The organism is Pseudomonas sp. S5D5 (assembly GCF_003013355.1).
GTDB classification, from domain to species: Bacteria; Pseudomonadota; Gammaproteobacteria; order Pseudomonadales; family Pseudomonadaceae; genus Aquipseudomonas; species Aquipseudomonas aylmerensis.
In genome coordinates this window covers 5802223-5823237 of record NZ_PTEO01000001.1, presented here as the reverse complement: position 1 = coordinate 5823237, position 21015 = coordinate 5802223, and the positions used below count along the sequence as shown (strand labels likewise).

The window sequence follows — 21015 nt, the reverse complement described above, 5'->3', positions numbered from 1 at the left end:
GCCGACATGGCGAAAGGGTTGTGGCAGACGGGTTGGTGATGCAAATCACACTTTAGAGGGATCAAGCGCTACCCCCTGCTGGCTATAGTCCCTTCCAGAGTTTTTCACGGATGTTCCGCTTCGGGCCATGGGGGCCCGGTTGCCGAGCGGCATTGGAATCGTTGTATTCCGGCCGTTACACGCATCACAGAAAGAACTCACTGCCATAACAATAATGCACATGGAGTAGCGTCGATGACCTCAGTAAACCAGTTCTGGCGCCGGGCGAAGTTGCCCCTGGCCGTCAGTCTCGCCTCTACGCTCGCCGGGCCCGCATTCGGCGTCAGTTTCAATATCGGTGAAATCGAAGGGAGTTTTGACTCGTCTCTTTCCGTGGGGGCCAGTTGGTCTACATCTGAGCGCAACCGCGATCTGATCGGCGTCAACAACGGTGGCAAGGGGTTGTCGCAAACCTCCGATGATGGGCATTTGAACTTCGACAAGGGCGACTCCTTCTCGAAGATCTTCAAGGGCATCCATGACCTTGAGTTGAAGTATGGCGATACCGGTGTGTTTGTACGTGGAAAGTACTGGTATGACTTCAAGCTCAAGGACGATGACCTGGACTTCAAGAACATCAGTGATAAAGGCCGTCCGCAAGGCGCCAGGTCTTCAGGTGGGCAGATTCTCGACGCGTTCATTTATCACAACTACTCGATTGCCGATGAGCCGGGCTCGGTACGTTTCGGCAAGCAGGTAGTGAGTTGGGGCGAAAGTACTTTCATCGGCGGCGGTATCAACTCCGTCAACCCGATTGACGTCGCTGCTTTCCGTCGTCCAGGCGCCGAAATCAAAGAAGGTCTGATTCCGGTCAACATGTTCTACGTGTCGCAGACGCTGACCGATAACTTGTCGGCGGAAGCTTTTTACCAGTTGGATTGGGAAAAGACGGTGACCGACAACTGCGGGACGTTCTTCTCGCAAGCAGACGTGATTACCGGCGGTTGCGATGACAACCTTCGCCTGCTCAGCAAGCGTTCGGTACTCGCGGCAGGGGGGGCTCTGGGACCTCTGGCCCCTTATGGCCTCAACATCAACGAGGAGGGTGTGCTGGTAAGGCGTGATGGCGACCGGGATGCACGCGATGGCGGCCAGTTTGGCGTGGCCATGCACTATAACTTCGAGCCGCTGGACACCGAATTCGGCGCCTTCTTCATGAACTACCACAGCCGGGCACCGATCTTCAGTGCCAAAGGTGCGCCGGCCGCTACCTATGCGGCAGCCAATGCATTCCCGGTAGCCAGGTTGCGCCCACTCATTGTTGCGGGTAACTCCAGCTATTTTATCGAATACCCAGAAGATATCCGCCTGTATGGCCTGAGTTTCTCTACAACATTGCCGACAGGCACGGCGTGGAGCGGTGAAGTAAGTTACCGTCCGAATGCGCCGGTGCAACTCAACACCACCGACATCCTCTATGCAGGCGTCACGCCTCTGGCGGGGTTCACTAATGCATCACCCCTCAAGGGTGTGGCGGGGCAGGACCTGAATGGGTACAACCGCAAGGAAATTACCCAGATCCAGACAACCTTCACTCACTTCTTTGATCAGGTCATGGGCGCCAGCCGCTTGACGCTGGTGGGCGAGGTCGGCCTGACTCACGTGGGCGGTCTGGAAAGCAGCTCAAAAGCTCGTTACGGACGTGACCCGGTATTTGGTCCGGGCCGCGGTTCCATGTGCACCGCACTCAACTCCAGCACCTTCGACGGTGCAGGCCCAGGCACCGACCGCAGCAACCTGACCACCAACTGCAACAACGACGGCTTCACCACCGCCAACTCCTGGGGCTACCGTGGCCGTGCCATCTGGGAGTACCCGGATGTGTTCGCCGGTGTGAACCTCAAGCCGAACGTGGCCTGGTCCCATGACGTCAGCGGTTACTCACCTGGCCCTGGCGGTAACTTTGAAGAAGGCCGTAAAGCCGTAAGCCTTGGACTGGATGCCGAATACCAGAATACCTACACCGCGAGCTTGGCCTACACCAACTTCTTCGGCGGCAAGTATTCCACCGTGGATGATCGTGACTTCATCGCACTCAGTGTCGGCGCCAACTTCTAAGCGAATGCATTTCTAGGAAGAACCAGAACATGAAAATAACTAAAAGTCTGTTGCACGTGGGTGTGCTTGGGCTGTCGATCCTGGCGAGCAACGTCATGGCGGCGGTCTCGGCGGATGAAGCGGCCAAGCTGGGTACGACCCTGACGCCGATGGGGGCCGAGATGGCCGGTAACGCGGCAGGCACCATTCCGAAATGGACGCCATTGCCGACCAACGCCGGCGCTGTCGACGCGCGTGGTTTCCTGGCCAACCCTTACGCCAGCGAACAGCCGCAGTTCACCATCACCGCGGCGAACGTCGAGCAATACAAAGACAAGCTGGCGCCGGGCCAATACGCGATGTTCAAGCGTTATCCGGACACCTTCAAGATGCCGGTCTACCCGACTCATCGCGGCGCCACCGTGCCGGCTGATGTGTTCTCCGCCATCAAGAAGAACGCCACCACCACCAACCTGGTGTCCGGCGGCAACGGCCTGGAAAACTTCGAAACCGCGATTCCGTTCCCAATCCCGAAAAGCGGCGTGGAAGTCATCTGGAACCACATCACCCGCTATCGCGGCGGCAGCGTGACCCGCCTGGTGACCCAGGCCACGCCGCAAACCAACGGCTCGTTCAGCCTGGTGTACTTCAAAGACCAGTTCGTGTTCCGCGACAAGATGAAGGATTTCGATCCGAAGAATCCGGGCAACGTGTTGTTCTACTTCAAGCAGCAAGTGACCGCGCCGGCACGTCTGGCCGGTGGTGTACTGCTGGTGCACGAGACCCTGGACCAGGTGAAGGAGCCGCGCTCGGCGTGGGTCTACAACGCTGGCCAGCGCCGTGTGCGCCGGGCGCCGCAAGTGTCCTATGACGGCCCGGGTACCGCCGCCGACGGCCTGCGTACCTCCGACAACCTCGACATGTACAACGGTGCGCCGGATCGCTACGACTGGAAACTGGAAGGCAAGAAGGAAATCTACATCGCCTCCAACAGCTACAAGATCGACGATCCGAAGCTCAAGTACGCCGACATCATCAAGGCCGGCCACATCAACCAGGACCTGGCACGCTACGAGCTGCGCCGCGTGTGGCACGTGGTTGCGACCCTGAAGGAAGGCCAGCGCCACATCTATGCCAAGCGTGACTTCTTCATCGACGAAGACACCTGGCAAGCCGCGGTCATCGACCACTACGACGGTCGTGGCCAACTGTGGCGCGTCGCCGAAGCGCATGCCGAGAACTACTACGACAAGCAAGTGCCGTGGTACGCCCTGGAAACCCTCTACGACCTGCAGTCCGGCCGCTACCTGGCCCTGGGCATGAAGAACGAAGAGAAGCAGGCCTATGACTTCGGTTTCACCGCCACCACCAGCGACTTCACCCCCGCAGCCCTGCGCCAGGATGGTGTTCGCTAAGCCCAAGCAATCCCTCGATAGGGAAGCCGGCCCCGTGTAGGAGCTGGCTTGCCAGCGATAGCATCCCCTCGGTGCAACTGACAGACCGAGGCGCCTGCATCGCCGGCAAGCCAGCTCCTGCTTTTTTGTGGTGAGATTTTTTGTCGCAGTTCTTTTCAGTCATTTGTTGCAAAGATCTACAAACCTGCCGCTTTTACCGCTAGTCTGCGGACATCTGCAATGCCGACAACAGCCTTCTACAAGAGCCCGGCGATGACTGATCTGTCCCGAATCCAAGGGCCTGCCAGCGCGGTAATCCCGACCCTGGAAGGTCGTTTCTACAGGCCACCGCTGCCTGACGGCTACGTGCTGCGACCGCGTTTGTGCGAACGCCTGGCTGCTGGGCTGGAAGGTCGCCTGCTCTTGGTCAGCGCGCCGGCGGGGTTCGGCAAGAGTTCGTTGGCGGTGGAGTTCTGCCAGGGCTTGCCTGCTCACTGGCAAAGCCTGTGGTTGGGCCTGAGCCCGCGCGACAATGACCCCGGGCGTTTCCTCGAGCGCCTGCTCGATGGCTTGCAGCAATTCTTCCCGCAACTTGGCGCCCAATCCCTGGGCCTGCTGAAGATGCGCCAGCGTCACCAACCTTTCGCCTTTGAAGAGTGGCTCGATGGCCTGCTCGATGAACTGACCGTACACCTGTCCAGCCGTGCGCCGCTGTTGCTGGTGCTGGATGACTACCATCTGGCCCAGGGCCCGGTGCTCGACCGCTGCCTGCAATTTTTCCTCAATCATTTGCCTGATGGGCTGGTGGTGCTGGTCACCAGTCGCCAGCGGCCGGATTGGCATTTGGCGCGCCTGCGCCTGTCGCGGCACTTGCTCGAGTTGCATGAACAGGACTTGCGCCTGACCCATGCCGAATCCCTGGCCGTGCTGGACCACCACAGCAGTTCATTGCGCGGCGAGGCCCTCGACAACCTGATCCGCCGCAGCGAGGGCTGGGTTGCCGGCCTGCGGTTCTGGTTGCTGGCTGCGTCCGAAGCCGGCAGTGAAGGCGCCTTGCCGCAAAGCCTGCATGGCGGTGAAGGGCTGATTCGCGATTACCTGTTGGAGGAAGTGATCGACTGCCTGCCGGCCGAAGTGCAGGCGTTCCTGTTCGACACCGCCCCCCAAGAGCGCTTTTGCAGCGAGCTGTGCGACGCGGTGCGCGAAGCCCACGACAGCGCCGAAATCCTGCGGTACCTGCAATCCCACCAGGTGTTCCTGGTGCCGCTGGATGAGCAGGGCCATTGGTTCCGGTATCACCATCTGTTCTCCGACCTGCTGCGCACCCGCCGTGCCAGCAGCAATGTGTTGCCTGCCGCCAGCCTGCACCTGCGTGCCTGCCGTTGGTTCAACGCCCAGGGTTTGATCGACGAGGCGGTAGAGCAGGCGCTGCGCGCCGGGCATCTGGACGTGGCCGCCAACCTGGTGCAGAACCTGTCCGAGGAGCAGCTGCTGGCCGAGCAGAATGTCGGCATGCTGCTGCGCTGGAAAATGGACTTGCCCGACCGCCTGTTGATCAGTACGCCGCGCTTGATCGTGCTCTACAGCTGGGCCTTGGGCCTGGCCTGCCAGTTGGACGCGGCGGAAGAGTTGTCGAGCTACCTCAGCCGTTTCCTGCCGGCACCGTCGGCAACTGCGCAGAAATCGATGCTGGCCCAATGGCTGGCGCTGAGCGGGATCATCGCGCGTGGGCGCGGTGATCGCGAGCTGACCCAGCGTTATTGCAGCGAAGCCTTGGAAAGCCTGCCGCAACGCCGTTATGGCCAACGGCTGATGTGCCTGTCGACCCTTTCGAACCTGGCCATCGTCGACGCCGATCTGTGGCGCGCGCGCGGCTTGAATCGCGAGTCGCTGGAGCTGGCGCAGCGCGTCGGCAACCCGCTGTTCGAGGCGCTGGCGCATTACGACCGCGCGCGGGTACTGCAGGCGCGCGGTGAAATCCTGCGGTCTTTGGATGAGGTTCGCCAAGGCCTGCAGCGCCTGCACGGGCTGGCTCCACAGCGGCTTTACGCGGTGCGCGCGCGGTTATCGCTCTATGAAGGTTATCTGTTGCTGGTGCGGTTCGAGCCCGAGGCCGGCCTGGCTCGCCTGCGTGCCGGTCTCGCCGAGGCCCGTGCGTGCCGCGACATCAGTGTGCTGATCGGACATTGTGTGATCGCCAGTTTCGAAGGGCGCCGCGCGGATTTCCCCAAGGCCTTCGCCGAACTCGCCGAAGCCGAACGCCTGATGCACATCTGGGACGTGCCGCCGATCTACTACCTGGCGATGATTACCCTGATCAAATGCGAACTCTGGCTGGCCCAGGGCCGCACCGACCTGGCTGACGCCTGGCTGACGCGCCTGGGGCAAACCTACAACGGTGAACACGCCGCCGCGGCGCCGGAGTTTCATCCCCATTTGCCGCAACATATCGGGCTGCAACAGGCTGCACTGGATGCCACTCGCCATCAGCCCGAGGCGGCGCTGCAACGGCTTGAAGCGTTGGCGCAGCAGGCCCACAACAGCGGGCGCCAGATGATTGCGCTGATGGCCCTGACTCAACAGGCGCAGTTGTTGCTCGAGAACGGCGACGAGGCCAAGGCTCGACCGGTAGTGGCACAGGCGCTCGAGGCGGGCGCGGGCGGCGCGCTGCAACCGTTCCAGCGGCTGCTGGAAAACCACCCGGACTGGATGCGCGAGCAACTCGGCAAGGATCCCCACGGGTTGCTCAATCAGAGCCTCCTGGCCCGGTTGCCGGCGGTCATTGTGGTCGAGGCGTCACCCAACCACGAAACCTTGAGCGCCCGCGAGCTGGCGGTCCTGCAATTGATCGCCCAGGGCTGTTCGAACCAGGAAATCAGCAACCGATTGTTCATCTCCCTGCACACGGTCAAGACCCACGCGAGCCATATCAACAGCAAGCTCGGGGTAGAGCGGCGCACCCAGGCGGTGGCGCGGGCGCAGGAATTGCGGCTGATTGGGTAAAGAATCCAGCTTCCTGCCGACCGAGCCTGTCAGGGTGAGCAAGCGTTCTGTGGCGAGCGAGCATGCTCGCGTTCGGCTGCGCAGCCGCCGCAGTCTGTTTTAATAGTGCAATCAGAACATTACCTTGCACTTGCACCAGAGGCCCTCCCATGAACACCCCCAAGCCGACACTCATCCGCGAAACCTTTCCCGTCGGCCCGTTGCAGTGCAACTGCACCATCATCGGCGATCCCGTCACTAAAAAGGCCATCGTGGTCGACCCGGGCGGCAACCACGAATTGATCCTGGCACGTCTCGATGCGCTGGGCCTGAAAGTGGTGAGCATCATCCACACTCACGCTCATCTCGATCACTTCCTGGCATCGGGCCAGTTGAAAGAGAAAACCGGCGCCACCCTGCATCTGCACAAGGAGGACCAATTCCTCTGGGACAACCTGGAAATGCAATGCCAGATGTTTGGTGTGCCCTACACCCCGGTGCCCGCGCCGGACCGCTGGCTGGCCGATGACGAAGAGCTGGCCTGCGGTTGCGGTGTGGCACTGCATACGCCGGGGCACACGCCGGGGTCGATGAGTTTCTGGTTTGCGGAAGCCAAGCTGCTGATTGCCGGCGACACGCTGTTTCGGCGCGGAGTAGGCCGCACGGACTTGTGGGGCGGTGACCAGGCGACGATCGTGCGTTCGATCAAGCAGCGGCTCTACACACTCGACGAAGGTGCGACGGTGGTGACGGGGCATGGACCGGATACGCGCCTGGGGGATGAGATGCGCGAGAACCCGTTTGTTAGGGCGTGAAGGACTAATCCCAAGGGCAGGGCTGACCTTTAGCGGGCAAACGTTGTAGCAAAAAACACAGGTCGCATTCAGGAACCGTCTGCTACGGTTTCTGTAGCGGCGATGGTGGCCAATGTTTTGTTACAGGCCCGCACGTGGTCGCGGAATTTTTACCGTCTGTCGTGTTCCAAACTCGGCACAGGTCCATTGCCAATGTCCTTTGCACCACAGAATGCAAAAGTAGGAGCTCCCCTCATGTTCACTTCGCGTCGTCTGCTTGTTGTCGCTACTGTCGTAGCCCTGTTATCCGGCTGCGCTTCACCTAATCCTTATGACGGCAGCAGCCAGGGACAGGCGAGCAATGAATCCGGCGGTATCAGCAAGACCGCCAAGTACGGTGGCCTGGGCGCCCTGGCAGGCGCATTGGCAGGTGCGGCCATCGACCATAACAACCGTGGCAAGGGCGCGCTGATCGGTGGCGCCATCGCCGGTATCGGCGCTGCAGGCTACGGCTACTACGCCGACCAGCAGGAAAAGAAACTGCGCGAGAGCATGGCCAACACCGGGGTTGAAGTTCAGCGCCAGGGTGACCAGATCAAGCTGATCATGCCGGGCAACATCACCTTCGCCACCAACTCGGATGCGATCTCCAGCAGCTTTTACCAGCCGCTGAACAACCTGGCCAACTCGCTCAAGCAGTTCAACCAGAACACCATTCAGATCGTTGGCTACACCGACAGCACCGGCAGCCGCCAGCTGAACATGGATCTGTCCCAGCGTCGTGCGCAGAGCGTGGCCAACTACCTGACCTCGCAAGGCGTCAGCCCGACCAACCTGAGTGCCCGCGGTGCCGGCCCGGATAACCCGATTGCCAGCAACGCTGACGTCAACGGTCGTGCCCAGAACCGTCGCGTCGAAGTGAACCTCGGCCCGATCCCTGGCCAGCAATACGGTCAGCCAGGTGCCCAGCAACAAGCGCCGCAGCAGAACAACCAGTTCCAGGGCAACCCGTACTCGCAGTACCAGTAAACTTTCGCCAATAAAAAGGGCGCCGTGCAGTCAATGCACGGCGCCCTTTTTTGTGGCTGTCGGTTACATCAGTCGATGTACTCGAACACCTTCACGATTTTTTGCACGCCGGACACGCCTTGCACCAGGTTGGCTGCGCGAGTGGCTTCGGCCTGGGTCAGCAGGCCCATCAGGTAGACGATACCGTTGTCGGTGACGACCTTGATGCGCGAACCGGGGATCGCATTGTCGGTGAGCATCTGCGCCTTGATCTTGGTGGTCAGCAGGGCGTCATTGCTGATGGCCAGCAGGGTGATCGGTTCCATGACCTGCAATTCGTTGTGGACCTTCTTGACCCGCTGCACGGCCGACGCCGCTTGTTCGGCCTGGGCCTTGAGGTCGGCGCGCGGGGTCTGGCCGGCAAGCAGCACCACACCGTTGAAGCTGGTGACGACGATGCGCGAGGCGCCGTTGCCCAGGTCCGTGGCGGCCTTGGCGACGTTCACTTCGACCTTGGTTTCGATCAGCGAGTCATCAATCTTGCTGCCGAAGGTGCGGGTACCCTTGTCATCCTGAATGGGGGTGTCTCGTGTCGCGGTGATGGCCGTGCTGCAACCGCTGATGCCGAGGCACAGCGCAATAGCCAATAGGCTGAGACGTTTAACGGTCATTCTTCACTCCCGAACAGTTGGCTGTCGATCAGATCGCACAGGCAGTGGATCGCCAGCAGGTGGACTTCCTGAATACGTGCGGTGACATTGGCCGGGACGCGAATTTCCACGTCTTCAGGCAGCAGCAGCGAGGCCATGCCGCCGCCATCGCGTCCGGTCAATGCTACTACAATCATTTCGCGATCATGTGCGGCCTGGATCGCTTGAATAATATTCGCCGAGTTGCCGCTGGTGGAAATCGCCAGCAGCACATCGCCCGGTTGGCCCAGGGCGCGGATCTGCTTGGAGAAGATTTCGTTGTAGCTGTAGTCGTTGGCGATCGAAGTGATCGTCGACGAATCGGTCGTCAGGGCGATGGCCGGCAGGCTCGGGCGTTCACGCTCGAAGCGGTTGAGCAGTTCGGACGAGAAATGCTGGGCATCGCCGGCTGAACCGCCATTGCCGCACGAAAGCATTTTGCCCTCGTTGAGCAAGGCGTTGACCATGACCTGACTGGCTTGCTCGATGTGCGGTGCAAGTACTTCCATCGCCTGTTGCTTGGTGTCGATGCTGGCCTGGAAAAGCTGGCGAATTCGGGATTGCATGTCCATCTGTGTGACCTTAAGTAGCGCGGCTGTTTGGCACAGGAATGTGCAGCCCGCAAAGCAAAGAGCAAAAGTGTGTGGTGAAGATGTCCGGTGAATCAGCTGTCGAAGGCACTCTTGAGCCATCTCAGATCAGCAGAACCCGACGGTGTGCTTTCTATGGCAACCACATCGAAACGGCAGGGGGAATCGGCCCAGCGATGCTCTTTCTGCAGGAAAAACTGCGCGGCGAGTATCAGCTTCTGACGCTTGCGCCCGTCAATACTGGCGAGCGCGCCACCCCATTGTGCGTGTTTTCTGTAGCGGACTTCGACGAATACTACTGTATCGCCGTCAAGCATGACCAGATCAAGCTCGCCGCGTTTACATAACCAGTTCTGCGCCAGAAGGCGCAGACCCTGTTGTTGCAGATGTTTCAGAGCTTGAAGTTCGGCATCCTTGCCGCTTTGCGCGCGGGACCGCTCGGGCATCAGCGCGGGGTGTCCGGCAGGCGCTGGATATCGCCACCGACGAACTTGGCCCACGGCATCTGGCGGTCAACGCGCTGGTTGGCGTTGATGCCCAGGCTGCCCGAAAGGCCGTCAACGCGGGTATCCGGGAGCGCCTTGAGCTGACCCAGGCGCGGTGCCAGGCGGTAGGCATCGACACCCATCGCATACAGGCGGCCGAGGCTGCCATTGGCTTGTGGCCATTGCGCGGCAACCTGGTTGCGCAGTGGGTCGGTGGTGTTCAGCAGCCAAGGGGTTTCGCAGAACATCACGTTGGTCATGTCCAGGTACTGGTTCTTGTCACCGCTGGCGCTGAACACGTGGGAGGTCGCGTACACCGGCACGTCACCGGCATATTGGAAGTTCAGGGTCGGCTTGATCTGCTGGGCCAGTTGCGGGGTCACGGCCAGGAAGATGAACTCAATGTCCTGGCGACGCGACGGCTGTGCTGCTACGTCGGTGCCCACCGTGCTTTGCAGGCTCTTGGCGCGGCCTTCGCTTTTACGCAGCTGGAACAGGTCGGCAATTTGCTGGGCGAGGGCGACAGGCTGGTCGACATACTCGACACCGACGACGGTGCCGCCGTTGGCTTCCCAATCCTGGCGGAAGGCCTTGTAGACACGCTCGCCCCATTCGCCACGCGGCACCATGGCGGCAGCGCGATGCAGGCCGTCGGCGCGGGCGCGGCGCGACACTTCGCGAGCTTCGTCTTCAGCCGCGAGGCCGAACTGGAACAGTTGCGCCGGGCTCTGATCGGTCTCGCTGTAGTTCAGCGCCAGGGTAGTGATCGGCAATTGCGGGCGTGCGCTCAGCTGTTTGACCAGTGGCTTCTCCAGCGGGCCGACCACCAGTTGCACGCCGGCAGCCTGGGCCTTGGCGTAGAAGTCGTCGAGGGAAGTGAGGCGCGAGCTGTCATAGAACTCGATGACAGGCGGCTTCTGCCCGGCTTGTTCAGCCTGGTAGTGCGCGGCCATGAAACCTTCACGCAACGCCTTGCCGACACCGGCCAGCGGGCCGTCCTGTGGCAGCAGCAGGGCGATCTTGTTCAAGGGCTGGCTGGCCAGCTCCTTGAGCTTGGTCAGCGGCGTCGGCAGCTGCACGGCCGCCGGGTGACCCGGGTTCTGCGCGCGCCAGGTGTCGATGGCTGCTTGCTGCTGTTCCAACGTACCGGCGCCCTTGACCGACTGGGCCAGGGTGATCCAGCCGTCGAGCACCGGGTTGCCGCTGGCTTGCAGCTGTTCGGCCGGCAGTGCGGCGATCAACGTCCAGATGGCTTCATGGTTGCTGCGGGCGGCGTCGCCGGTCAGCAGCGGGGCCATGGCCACGCGTTCGCGGGCGGCGGCCAACGTCTGGCCATCGGCTTCATAAGCGCGGGCATGCACGCTGCCGGTGCGGATCTGCTGTTCGGCCGGCAGGTCCTTCAGGCTTTGCAGGCTTGGATGGTTCAGGGCCGTCAACGCCGCCTTGGGCTGGTTGCGAGCCATCGCCAGCTCAGCGGCCAGGGTGCTGGCAAAGACTTGCGCCGCTGGCTTGAGGACGTCCAGTGGCACCTGCGCAAGGATCTGCGCCGAGCGGCCAGGATTGTTCTGCTTATAGGCCATGTCAGCCGCACTCAGGCGCAGTAATGCGGCCTTTTCTGGCGTCTTGGCGGTAGTGGCCTGTTCGAGCAGTTGCTCGATACTGGCGTCCGGGGTCCGTGGAAGGTCGCCAAGGCTGGACGAGGGCGAGCTGGCGCAAGCGGCCAGCAAGGCAGCGAGGCAGAGGGCGGAGAGCAGCCGCAGGCAAGCGATCATGTAAGTGTTCCTGATACCGATCAAATTAGCGTGGAATTGTACCCAAGCACTGGCCCAGGCGCGATGTTACTGGCGTGAAACCGTCGATTTAGGTGGTGCAAATGTTGCTGTCGGGCGTCGACGGCTGAAAAGGCATCGGCCTTGATGGCATTTTTTCAAAGCGCCTACGCGCTACAATATGGCTTTTGCCAACCATCGAGGTGTGCGTTTTGACTGCTCCAGGTCCTTTGAATTCCACTGCAGGCTCGCTTTTTGTCGTGGCGACGCCCATTGGCAACCTGGACGACATCAGTGCCCGGGCGCTGAAAGTGTTGCGCGAGGTTAAATTGATCGCGGCCGAAGACACACGGCACTCCCAGCGCTTGATGCAGCATTTTGGTATCAGCACGCCATTGGCCGCCTGCCACGAGCACAACGAGCGCGAGGAAGGCAGCCGTTTTATCGTGCGTTTGCTGGCCGGCGACGATGTGGCGCTGATCTCCGATGCGGGTACACCGCTGATTTCCGACCCGGGCTATCACTTGGTCCGCCAGGCGCGGGCCGCTGGTATCAATGTAGTGCCTGTTCCGGGAGCGTGCGCGCTGATCGCTGCATTATCCGCGGCGGGGTTGCCGTCGGACCGCTTTATTTTCGAGGGTTTCCTGCCCGCCAAGGCGGTGGGACGGCGTGCGCGTCTTCAGGCCTTGAAGGAAGAGCCGCGCACCCTGATCTTCTACGAAGCCCCTCATCGGATTCTCGAATGCCTGCAGGACATGGAGCTGGTGTTCGGCGGCGAGCGCCTGGCGCTGCTTGCCCGTGAGCTGACCAAGACCTTCGAAACCCTCAAGGGGCTGCCGCTTGAAGAGCTGCGCGCCTTTGTCGAGGGTGACAGTAACCAGCAGCGCGGCGAGTGCGTGGTGTTGGTGGCAGGCTGGACTGCGCCGGAAGCGGACGACGCCGTGGGCAGTGAGGCGATGCGCATCCTCGATTTGTTGCTCAAGGAAATGCCACTCAAGCGCGCGGCAGCCCTGGCGGCGGAAATTACCGGGGTGCGCAAGAACCTGTTGTATCAAGTTGCGCTGGATAAACAGAAAACCGAATAGTTCCGCAGCTAATCCTGTATTCCGTCTGAACGTGATGGCAATGCTGCACTTTAATACTTGTCCTCAAGCCGCCGTGCCGTTAACCTGCGCGGCGGAGAGTCGATTGGACAGTCGCTGCCCTCTATGAAAATTAGGGGGGGGAGGAAAGTCCGGGCTCCATAGGGCGAAGTGCCAGGTAATGCCTGGGAGGCGTGAGCCTACGGAAAGTGCCACAGAAAATAACCGCCTAAGCACTTCGGTGCCGGTAAGGGTGAAAAGGTGCGGTAAGAGCGCACCGCACGTCTGGCAACAGTTCGTGGCTAGGTAAACCCCACTTGGAGCAAGACCAAATAGGGTCCCAAGGCGTGGCCCGCGCTGGGACCGGGTAGGTTGCTAAAGATGTCCAGTGATGGCCATCGTAGACGAATGACTGTTCAAGACAGAACCCGGCTTACAGATCGACTCTCCACCTTTTTCCTTTTGTCCGAATCTCGGGCAGAAACCCGGTAATAACGCAAGAATCCCTCCCTGCCGAATCATTGGCAGATGCATCTTCGTAATACCAAAAAAATCTTACTCTTAATAAATCACTTTAACTTTAAGCCATAGCTCTTTGAGCTAACTGCGCTTGCTGGGCCCAAAACATCGCCGAACTCTGGTTTCTCCTCCTTTTACGCTCCTAAATCTCCGTTCTGTAAGGCTTTTCCTTGAATCCGCGCCTTGACGGTGTGGTAGGCGCATTCCTATAGTGTGCGCAAGTGGCGGAAAGTGGCACAAAGTGGGTTTTTTGAACGTAAAACGCTAAAATTTGGAGAAACGCATCTGTGTTTCGCGGAGCTAACGCTATCAGTCTCGATGCAAAAGGCCGTCTCGCCATGCCGAGCCGGTATCGTGACGAGCTCATTTCGCGAAGTTCCGGACAGTTAATCATCACCATCGATGCCGTTGACCCTTGTTTGTGCGTTTACCCCCTCGATGAGTGGGAGTTGATTGAAACCAAGTTGCGCGCCTTGCCTTCATTGCGTGAAGAAAACCGCCGTCTGCAGCGATTGCTGATTGGTAATGCCGTCGACCTCGAACTCGATGGCAGTGGTCGTTTCCTGGTGCCCCCGCGTTTGCGCGAGTACGCCAAGCTCGATAAGCGCGCAATGCTGGTCGGCCAACTGAACAAGTTCCAATTGTGGGACGAAGATGCCTGGGATGCTGTTTCTGCAGCTGACCTGGCTGCTATTCAACAACCGGGCGCGATGCCTGATGAACTGCGTGATTTGATCCTGTGACTATTGATAGCGGCTTTAACCACATCACCGTACTGCTTGACGAAGCCGTTGAGGCTCTCGCCGTACGCGCGGATGGCTGCTATCTGGATGGCACCTTCGGCAGGGGCGGGCATAGCCGCTTGATACTCAGCCAGCTCGGATCTGACGGTAAGCTCCTCGGGTTCGACAAAGACCCTCAAGCGATTGCCACCGGGCAAGCGCTAGCGGCCGAAGACGGCCGCTTTGTCGTTGTGCAGCGCAGCTTTGCCGAGCTGGGTGCCGAAGTGGCCGAGCGCGGCATGGCGGGCAAGGTGGCCGGGGTTTTGCTCGACCTGGGCGTGTCCTCGCCACAGCTTGACGACCCGGAGCGCGGTTTCAGTTTCATGAACGACGGTCCGCTCGACATGCGCATGGACCCCACCCGGGGTGTCAGTGCCGCACAGTTCATCGCCACCGCACCGGTGGAAGAAATCGCCCGTGTCTTCAAGGAATACGGTGAAGAACGCTTCGCCGGTCGCATGGCGCGTGCCGTGGTCGAGCGCCGTGAAATCCAGCCGTTCGAGCGCACTGCCGATCTGGCCGAGGTGCTGAAAGTCGCCAACCCCGCGTGGGAAAAGGGCAAGAACCCGGCAACTCGCGCGTTCCAGGGCCTGCGCATTCACGTCAACAACGAATTGGGCGACCTGGAGGCTGGCCTCGAGGCAGCCCTCGAGGCGCTGGAAGTGGGCGGTCGCCTGGTGGTGATCAGCTTCCACTCCCTGGAAGACCGCATCGTCAAACTGTTCATGCGTCGCCTGGTCAAGGGCGAGTCCGATAACCTGCCGCGCAACCTGCCGGTGCGTTTCGAAGCCTTTGTGCCGAAAATCAAAATCCATGGCAAAGCGCAGTTCGCTTCCGAAGCCGAACTCAAGGCCAACCCGCGTGCCCGCAGTGCCGTCATGCGTGTTGCGGAGAAGTTGCGGTGAGCAAGCTTTTCGCCAAGCCCCTCCCGGGCGGCAGCTTCTTTATGTTGCTGCTGTTTGTCGGCGTGCTGGTGTCCGCGATTGCGGTGTCTTACAGCGCCCACTGGAACCGCCAGTTGCTCAACACCCTCTACGGGGAGTTGAGCGTGCGCGATAAGGCCCAGGCGGAATGGGGTCGGTTGATCCTGGAACAAAGCACCTGGACCGCCCACAGCCGTATCGAAGTGCTGGCCACCGAACAGCTGAAGATGCACATCCCGGGCGCGGCTGAAGTTCGGATGGTGGCGCCATGATGAAACTCGAAGGCGCACTCTACCCTTGGCGCTTCCGCCTGGTACTCGGCTTGCTGGCACTGATGGTGGGGGCGATCGCCTGGCGGATCATCGACCTGCAAGTAGTCGACCGCGACTTCCTGATCGGCCAGGGCGATGCCCGCAGCCTGCGTCATATTCCTATTCCTGCGCACCGCGGCCTGATCACCGACCGTAACGGTGAGCCCCTGGCCGTCAGTACGCCGGTGACGACCCTGTGGGCCAACGCCAAAGAGCTGCAGGTGGCCAAGGACCGCTGGCCGGCACTCGCTGCCGCCCTCGGCCAGGACCCGAAAGCCTTGGCTGAACGCCTGGAAGCCCAGGCCAACAAAGAATTCATCTACCTGGTTCGCGGCCTGACTCCCGAGCAGGGCCAGCAGGTGCTCGACCTTAAAGTCCCCGGTGTGTATGGCATCGAGGAATTCCGTCGTTTCTACCCGGCCGGTGAAACCACCGCGCATATGGTGGGCTTCACCGATATCGATGACCACGGCCGCGAAGGCGTGGAACTGGCCTACGATGAATGGCTGGCCGGGGTTCCCGGCAAACGACAAGTCATCAAGGATCGGCGCGGCAGACTGATCAAGGATGTCCAGGTCACCAAAAACGCCAAGGCCGGTAAGCCCTTGGCGTTGTCCATTGACCTGCGCCTGCAATACCTGGCCAACCGCGAGCTGCGTAACGCGATCATCGAGAACGGCGCCAAGGCCGGCAGCCTGGTGATCATGGACGTGAAGACCGGCGAGATCCTGGCCATGGTCAACCAGCCGACCTACAACCCGAACAACCGTCGCAACCTGCAACCGGCGATGATGCGTAACCGCGCCATGATCGACGTGTTCGAGCCGGGTTCGACCATGAAAGCCATCTCCATGAGTGCTGCCCTGGAAACCGGGCGCTGGAAACCCAGCGACAAGGTCGAGGTGTATCCGGGTACCTTGCAGTTGGGCAAATACACCATTCGTGACGTATCCCGTACCGAAGGTCCGGTGCTGGATTTGACAGGTATCCTGATCAACTCCAGTAACGTGGGCATGAGTAAGGTCGCCTTCGATATCGGCGGCGAGACCATCTACCACCTGGCACAGAAAATCGGTCTCGGCCAGCCTACCGGCCTGGACTTCCCAGGCGAGCGTGTCGGCAACCTGCCCAACTACCGCGACTGGAAAAAGGCCGAGACGGCCACGCTTTCCTACGGCTACGGCCTGTCGGTGACGGCGATTCAGTTGGCGCACGCTTTCTCTGTATTGGCCAACAACGGCCGCATGGTTCCGTTGAGCCTGATCCATGTCGACGAGGCACCGAAAGCCACCCAGGTGATCCCGGAAAACGTCGCTAAGACCATGCAAGGCATGCTGCAACAAGTGATCGAAGCACCCCGCGGCGTGTTCCGTGCCCAGGTGCCGGCGTATCACGTGGCCGGCAAGTCGGGTACTGCGCGTAAGACCTCGGTGGGCACCAAGGGCTACGCCGAAAACTCCTACCGTTCGTTGTTCGCAGGCTTCGGCCCGATGAGCGATCCACGCTACGCCATCGTCGTGGTCATCGATGAACCGAGCAAAGCCGGTTACTTCGGTGGCCTGGTCTCGGCACCGGTGTTCAGCAAAGTGATGTCCGGCACCCTGCGCCTGATGAACATCACGCCGGACAATCTGCCGCCGACCCAACAAGCGAACGCCGGACCACCGGCCGCTGCTGCAAAAGCCAATGGAGGGCGCGGCTGATGTCTCTTAGCCTGAACAAGATTTTTGCCCATGCCGGTCGCGATCTGTTGATCCGCGAGCTGAGCCTGGACAGCCGTAATGTGCGCGCCGGAGACCTGTTCCTGGCGGTGCCTGGCGGCAAGTACGATGGTCGTGCGCATATCGCCGATGCCCTGCAGCGCGGCGCGGCTGCCGTGGCCTATGAAGTCGAAGGCGCCACCGTGCTGCCGATCACTGACGTGCCGTTGATTCCGGTCAAAGGCCTGGCTGCGCAGCTGTCGGACATTGCAGGGCGCTTTTATGGTGACCCGAGCCGTCACTTGAACCTGGTCGGCGTGACCGGCACCAATGGCAAGACCAGCGTGACCCAGCTTGTCGCGCAAGCGCTGGACCTGTTGGGCCAGCATTGCGGCATCGTCGGTACGTTGGGCACCGGTTTCTACGGCGCGCTGCAAAGCGGCCTGCACACCACGCCGAACCCGATTGCCGTGCAGGCGACCCTGGCCGACCTGAAGAAGGCCGGCGCCAAGGCGGTTGCCATGGAGGTTTCGTCCCATGGGCTGCACCAGGGGCGTGTTGCCGCGTTGGCCTTCGATGTGGCGGTGATGACCAACCTGTCCCGCGATCACTTGGACTACCACGGCACCATGCAAGCCTACGCCGCCGAGAAGGCCAAGCTGTTTGCCTGGAATGACCTTAAGTGCCGGGTAGTGAACCTGGACGACGAATTCGGTCGGCAGCTGGCGGCTGAAGACCGTGAGTCGCGCCTGATCAGCTACAGCCTGGAAGATGCCAGCGCCTACCTGTATTGCCGCGACGCCCAGTTCAATGACGAAGGCGTGCGCGCCACGCTGGTGACGCCACAAGGCGAACACCATCTGCGCAGCAGCCTGCTCGGTCGGTTCAACTTGAGCAACGTCCTCGCCGCCGTCGGCGCGTTGCTCGGCCTGGATTACGCGCTGGACGAAATCCTGCGCGTGCTGCCGAAGCTGGAAGGTCCGGTCGGCCGCATGCAGCGCCTGGGTGGCGGCAAGCAGCCGTTGGTGGTGGTCGACTACGCGCACACGCCGGATGCCCTGGAAAAAGTCCTGGTGGCCCTGCGTCCGCACGCCAAGGGCAAATTGCTCTGCCTGTTCGGCTGTGGCGGTGATCGCGATCGCGGCAAGCGTCCGTTGATGGCCGAGATCGTCGAGCGCCTGGCCGATGGTGTGCTGGTCACCGACGACAACCCGCGCAGCGAAGACCCGAGCCAGATTTTCGACGATATCCGCGTTGGTTTCAAAGATCCGTCCAAGGCCGCCTTCGTTGCCGGTCGCGGCGCAGCCATTGCCCAATTGATCGCCAGCGCCAGCGCTGATGACGTGGTAGTGCTGGCCGGTAAAGGTCACGAGGACTACCAGGAAATCAATGGCGAACGCCATGCCTTCTCCGATCTGGTCGAGGCTGATCACGCCTTGACGGCCTGGGAGGTCGCCCATGCTTAAGGCGATGAAATTCAGCGAACTGACCCAGGCCCTGTCGGCCCGTGTACTGTCGAGCGATAGCAGCTTCGACGGCGTCAGTATCGACAGCCGCAACATCAAGCCGGGGCAACTGTTTGTCGCCTTGGCCGGCCCGCGTTTCGACGGCCACGACTACCTGAATGACGTCGCCGCCAAAGGCGCCGTGGGTGCCTTGGTGCAGCGCGAAGTGGCGGACTCGACACTCCCGCAATTGCTGGTTGCCGATACGCGCCTGGCCTTGGGTCAATTGGGCGCGCTGAACCGTGCCGCATTCACCCAGCCTGTGGCGGCCGTCACCGGCTCCAGCGGCAAGACCACTGTCAAGGAGCTGCTCGCCGGCATCCTGCGCACGCGCGGACCGGTGCTCGCCACCCGTGGCAACCTCAACAATGATTTTGGCGCACCGCTGACCCTGCTCGAACTGGCCCCGGAACACACTGCGGCGGTGATCGAGCTGGGCGCATCGCGCGTCGGCGAAATCGCCTACACCGTGGCGCTGACCAAGCCCCACGTGGCAATCATCAGCAACGCCGGTACCGCCCATGTCGGCGAGTTCGGCGGCCCGGAAAAAATCGTCGAAGCCAAAGGTGAAATCCTCGAAGGCCTCGATGCCTCCGGGACGGCGGTATTGAACCTGGACGACAAGGCCTTCGACACCTGGCGTGTACGCGCCGCCGGTCGCAAGGTCCTGACGTTTTCCGTGCTCAACGCCGCGGCGGATTTCCACGCTTCCAACATCAGCGTCGATGCCCGTGGTTGCCCGTCCTTCACCTTGCATACCCCGCAAGGCAGCGAGCATGTGCAACTGAATCTGCTCGGCAACCATAACGTCGCCAACGCCTTGGCGGCTGCCGCTGCAGCATCCGCCCTGGGCGTGTCGTTGTTCGGTATTGCCACCGGGCTGGGTGCTGTGCAGCCGGTCAAGGGCCGCACTGTCGCGCAGCTGGCAACCAATGGCATGCGCGTGATTGATGACACCTACAACGCCAACCCATCCTCCATCAATGCCGCTGTTGACCTGCTCAAAGGCTTTGCCGGGCGCAAGGTGCTGGTGCTGGGCGATATCGGTGAGCTGGGCGACTGGGCGGAGCAAGGCCATCGCGAAGTCGGCGCCTATGCCGCCGGCAAAGTCGACGCCCTCTACGCCGTGGGGCCGAACATGGCACACGCCGTCAATGCCTTCGGGCCAGGTGCGCGGCATTTCGCGACCCAGGCCGAGTTGATCCAGGCCCTGGGTGCCGCTGAACAAGACAAACACACAACCATTTTGATCAAGGGATCGCGCAGCGCGGTGATGGAAAACGTCGTCGCGGCCTTGTGTGGCTCAAGTACGGAGAAACATTAATGCTGCTGCTGCTGGCTGAGTATCTGCAACAGTTCCACAAAGGCTTCGCGGTCTTTCAGTACCTGACCCTGCGCGGGATCCTGGGTGTGCTGACTGCGCTGTCTTTGTCGCTGTTTCTGGGGCCGTGGATGATTCGCACCCTGCAGAACCTGCAAATTGGTCAATCGGTTCGCAATGACGGCCCGCAGTCGCACCTGTCCAAATCCGGCACCCCGACCATGGGCGGTGCGTTGATCCTGTCGTCCATCGGTATCAGCACCTTGCTGTGGGCCGACCTGCACAACCGCTACGTGTGGGTAGTGCTGCTGGTGACCCTGCTGTTCGGCGCCATCGGCTGGGTGGATGACTACCGCAAAGTCATCGAGAAAAACTCCAAGGGGCTGCCTAGCCGCTGGAAGTATTTCTGGCAGTCGGTATTCGGTCTTGCCGCAGCGATCTTCCTCTACACCACGGCGCCAAGCGCAGTCGAAACCACCTTGATCATCCCGATGCTCAAGGACGCCAGCATTCCACTGGGCATCGGCTTCGTGGTGCTGACCTATTTCGTGATCGTCGGCTCCAGCAACGCGGTCAACCTCACCGACGGCCTCGACGGCCTGGCGATCATGCCAACGGTGATGGTCGGCGGCGCACTCGGCATCTTCTGCTACCTGTCGGGCAACGTGAAATTCGCCGAATACCTGCTGATCCCGTACGTACCGGGCGCGGGTGAGCTGATCGTGTTCTGCGGCGCACTGATCGGTGCGGGCCTGGGGTTCCTGTGGTTCAACACCTACCCCGCACAAGTCTTCATGGGCGACGTCGGCGCACTGGCGCTGGGCGCGGCCCTGGGCACCATCGCGGTGATCGTTCGCCAGGAAATCGTGCTGTTCATCATGGGCGGTGTGTTCGTGATGGAAACCCTGTCGGTGGTCATCCAGGTGGCCTCCTTCAAATTGACCGGGCGCCGCGTGTTCCGCATGGCGCCGATTCACCACCACTTTGAACTCAAGGGCTGGCCCGAGCCACGCGTGATTGTCCGCTTCTGGATCATCACCGTGATTCTGGTACTGGTCGGCCTTGCCACCCTGAAACTGAGGTAG

The 21015-nt window shown here is 61.1% G+C and carries 17 protein-coding genes and 1 other RNA gene; 14 read left to right on the top strand and 4 right to left on the bottom strand.

Translation table 11 applies throughout. The features are described 5' to 3' along the window. Positions 1-234: 234 nt before the first annotated feature. The 5 genes from C9990_RS26565 (at position 235) to C9990_RS26545 (ending at position 8275) form a co-directional block, all read left to right on the top strand. Positions 235-2097 carry a DUF1302 domain-containing protein gene (locus C9990_RS26565; protein ID WP_106805136.1) on the top strand — a complete coding sequence of 621 codons (1863 nt, stop codon included), beginning with the start codon at positions 235-237 and terminating at the stop codon, positions 2095-2097. 29 nt (positions 2098-2126) lie between these two features. Then, a complete protein-coding gene (locus C9990_RS26560; protein WP_106805135.1) occupies positions 2127-3491 on the top strand; it encodes a DUF1329 domain-containing protein in 1365 nt (454 codons plus the stop codon). Between the two features lie 252 nt (positions 3492-3743). Beyond that, on the top strand, positions 3744-6473 hold the full coding sequence (locus tag C9990_RS26555) for a LuxR C-terminal-related transcriptional regulator (RefSeq protein ID WP_106805134.1): 2730 nt from the start codon (positions 3744-3746) through the stop codon (positions 6471-6473). Between the two features lie 149 nt (positions 6474-6622). Continuing rightward, the gene (locus C9990_RS26550; protein ID WP_065900793.1) at positions 6623-7267 is read left to right on the top strand and encodes an MBL fold metallo-hydrolase; all 645 of its coding nucleotides are present in this window, start codon (positions 6623-6625) and stop codon (positions 7265-7267) included. A 234-nt stretch (positions 7268-7501) separates the two neighbouring features. Next, on the top strand, positions 7502-8275 hold the full coding sequence (locus tag C9990_RS26545; RefSeq protein WP_065900796.1) for an OmpA family protein: 774 nt from the start codon (positions 7502-7504) through the stop codon (positions 8273-8275). A gap of 68 nt (positions 8276-8343) precedes the next feature. Here C9990_RS26545 and C9990_RS26540 read toward each other — a convergent pair whose 3' ends face one another. The 4 genes from C9990_RS26540 to C9990_RS26525 all read right to left on the bottom strand — a co-directional run bounded on the left by C9990_RS26540 (position 8344) and on the right by C9990_RS26525 (position 11790). Then, positions 8344-8925 carry a BON domain-containing protein gene (locus C9990_RS26540; RefSeq protein WP_065900799.1) on the bottom strand — a complete coding sequence of 194 codons (582 nt, stop codon included), beginning with the start codon at positions 8923-8925 and terminating at the stop codon, positions 8344-8346. Continuing rightward, complete coding sequence (locus C9990_RS26535) at positions 8922-9515, bottom strand: phosphoheptose isomerase (protein WP_007972584.1); 594 nt, start codon at positions 9513-9515, stop codon at positions 8922-8924. The genes C9990_RS26540 and C9990_RS26535 overlap by 4 nt, the downstream gene beginning before the upstream one ends. 92 nt (positions 9516-9607) lie before the next feature. Continuing rightward, a complete protein-coding gene (locus C9990_RS26530) occupies positions 9608-9979 on the bottom strand; it encodes a YraN family protein (protein WP_065900802.1) in 372 nt (123 codons plus the stop codon). Further along, the gene (locus tag C9990_RS26525) at positions 9979-11790 is read right to left on the bottom strand and encodes a penicillin-binding protein activator (RefSeq protein WP_065900804.1); all 1812 of its coding nucleotides are present in this window, start codon (positions 11788-11790) and stop codon (positions 9979-9981) included. The genes C9990_RS26530 and C9990_RS26525 overlap by 1 nt, the downstream gene beginning before the upstream one ends. A 209-nt stretch (positions 11791-11999) precedes the next feature. On the opposite strand from C9990_RS26525, the gene rsmI reads away from it, so the two are divergent. The 9 genes from rsmI to mraY all read left to right on the top strand — a co-directional run bounded on the left by rsmI (position 12000) and on the right by mraY (position 21015). After that, positions 12000-12872 (top strand): 16S rRNA (cytidine(1402)-2'-O)-methyltransferase, encoded by an 873-nt coding sequence (gene rsmI, locus C9990_RS26520; protein ID WP_106805133.1) that lies wholly within the window; start codon positions 12000-12002, stop codon positions 12870-12872. A gap of 95 nt (positions 12873-12967) precedes the next feature. Beyond that, positions 12968-13321: RNase P RNA component class A (gene rnpB, locus C9990_RS26515), an RNA gene on the top strand. A 354-nt stretch (positions 13322-13675) separates the two neighbouring features. Then, positions 13676-14131 (top strand): division/cell wall cluster transcriptional repressor MraZ, encoded by a 456-nt coding sequence (gene mraZ, locus C9990_RS26510; protein WP_003171868.1) that lies wholly within the window; start codon positions 13676-13678, stop codon positions 14129-14131. Then, positions 14128-15075: a 16S rRNA (cytosine(1402)-N(4))-methyltransferase RsmH gene (gene rsmH, locus C9990_RS26505; RefSeq protein ID WP_065900808.1), complete on the top strand. Its 948-nt coding sequence runs from the start codon at positions 14128-14130 to the stop codon at positions 15073-15075. The genes mraZ and rsmH overlap by 4 nt, the downstream gene beginning before the upstream one ends. Further along, positions 15072-15365 (top strand): cell division protein FtsL, encoded by a 294-nt coding sequence (gene ftsL / locus C9990_RS26500; protein WP_003188663.1) that lies wholly within the window; start codon positions 15072-15074, stop codon positions 15363-15365. The genes rsmH and ftsL overlap by 4 nt, the downstream gene beginning before the upstream one ends. After that, the gene (locus C9990_RS26495; protein WP_162946142.1) at positions 15365-17107 is read left to right on the top strand and encodes a penicillin-binding protein 2; all 1743 of its coding nucleotides are present in this window, start codon (positions 15365-15367) and stop codon (positions 17105-17107) included. The genes ftsL and C9990_RS26495 overlap by 1 nt, the downstream gene beginning before the upstream one ends. Next, positions 17107-18570 (top strand): UDP-N-acetylmuramoyl-L-alanyl-D-glutamate--2,6-diaminopimelate ligase, encoded by a 1464-nt coding sequence (locus C9990_RS26490; protein ID WP_106805131.1) that lies wholly within the window; start codon positions 17107-17109, stop codon positions 18568-18570. Before C9990_RS26495 ends, C9990_RS26490 begins: the two co-directional genes overlap by 1 nt. Next, entirely contained in the window at positions 18563-19933 is a 1371-nt protein-coding gene (gene murF, locus C9990_RS26485) for a UDP-N-acetylmuramoyl-tripeptide--D-alanyl-D-alanine ligase (RefSeq protein WP_106805130.1), read from the top strand. Before C9990_RS26490 ends, murF begins: the two co-directional genes overlap by 8 nt. Next, positions 19933-21015, top strand: coding sequence for a phospho-N-acetylmuramoyl-pentapeptide-transferase (gene mraY, locus C9990_RS26480; protein WP_003171875.1), 1083 nt, complete (start codon positions 19933-19935; stop codon positions 21013-21015). Before murF ends, mraY begins: the two co-directional genes overlap by 1 nt.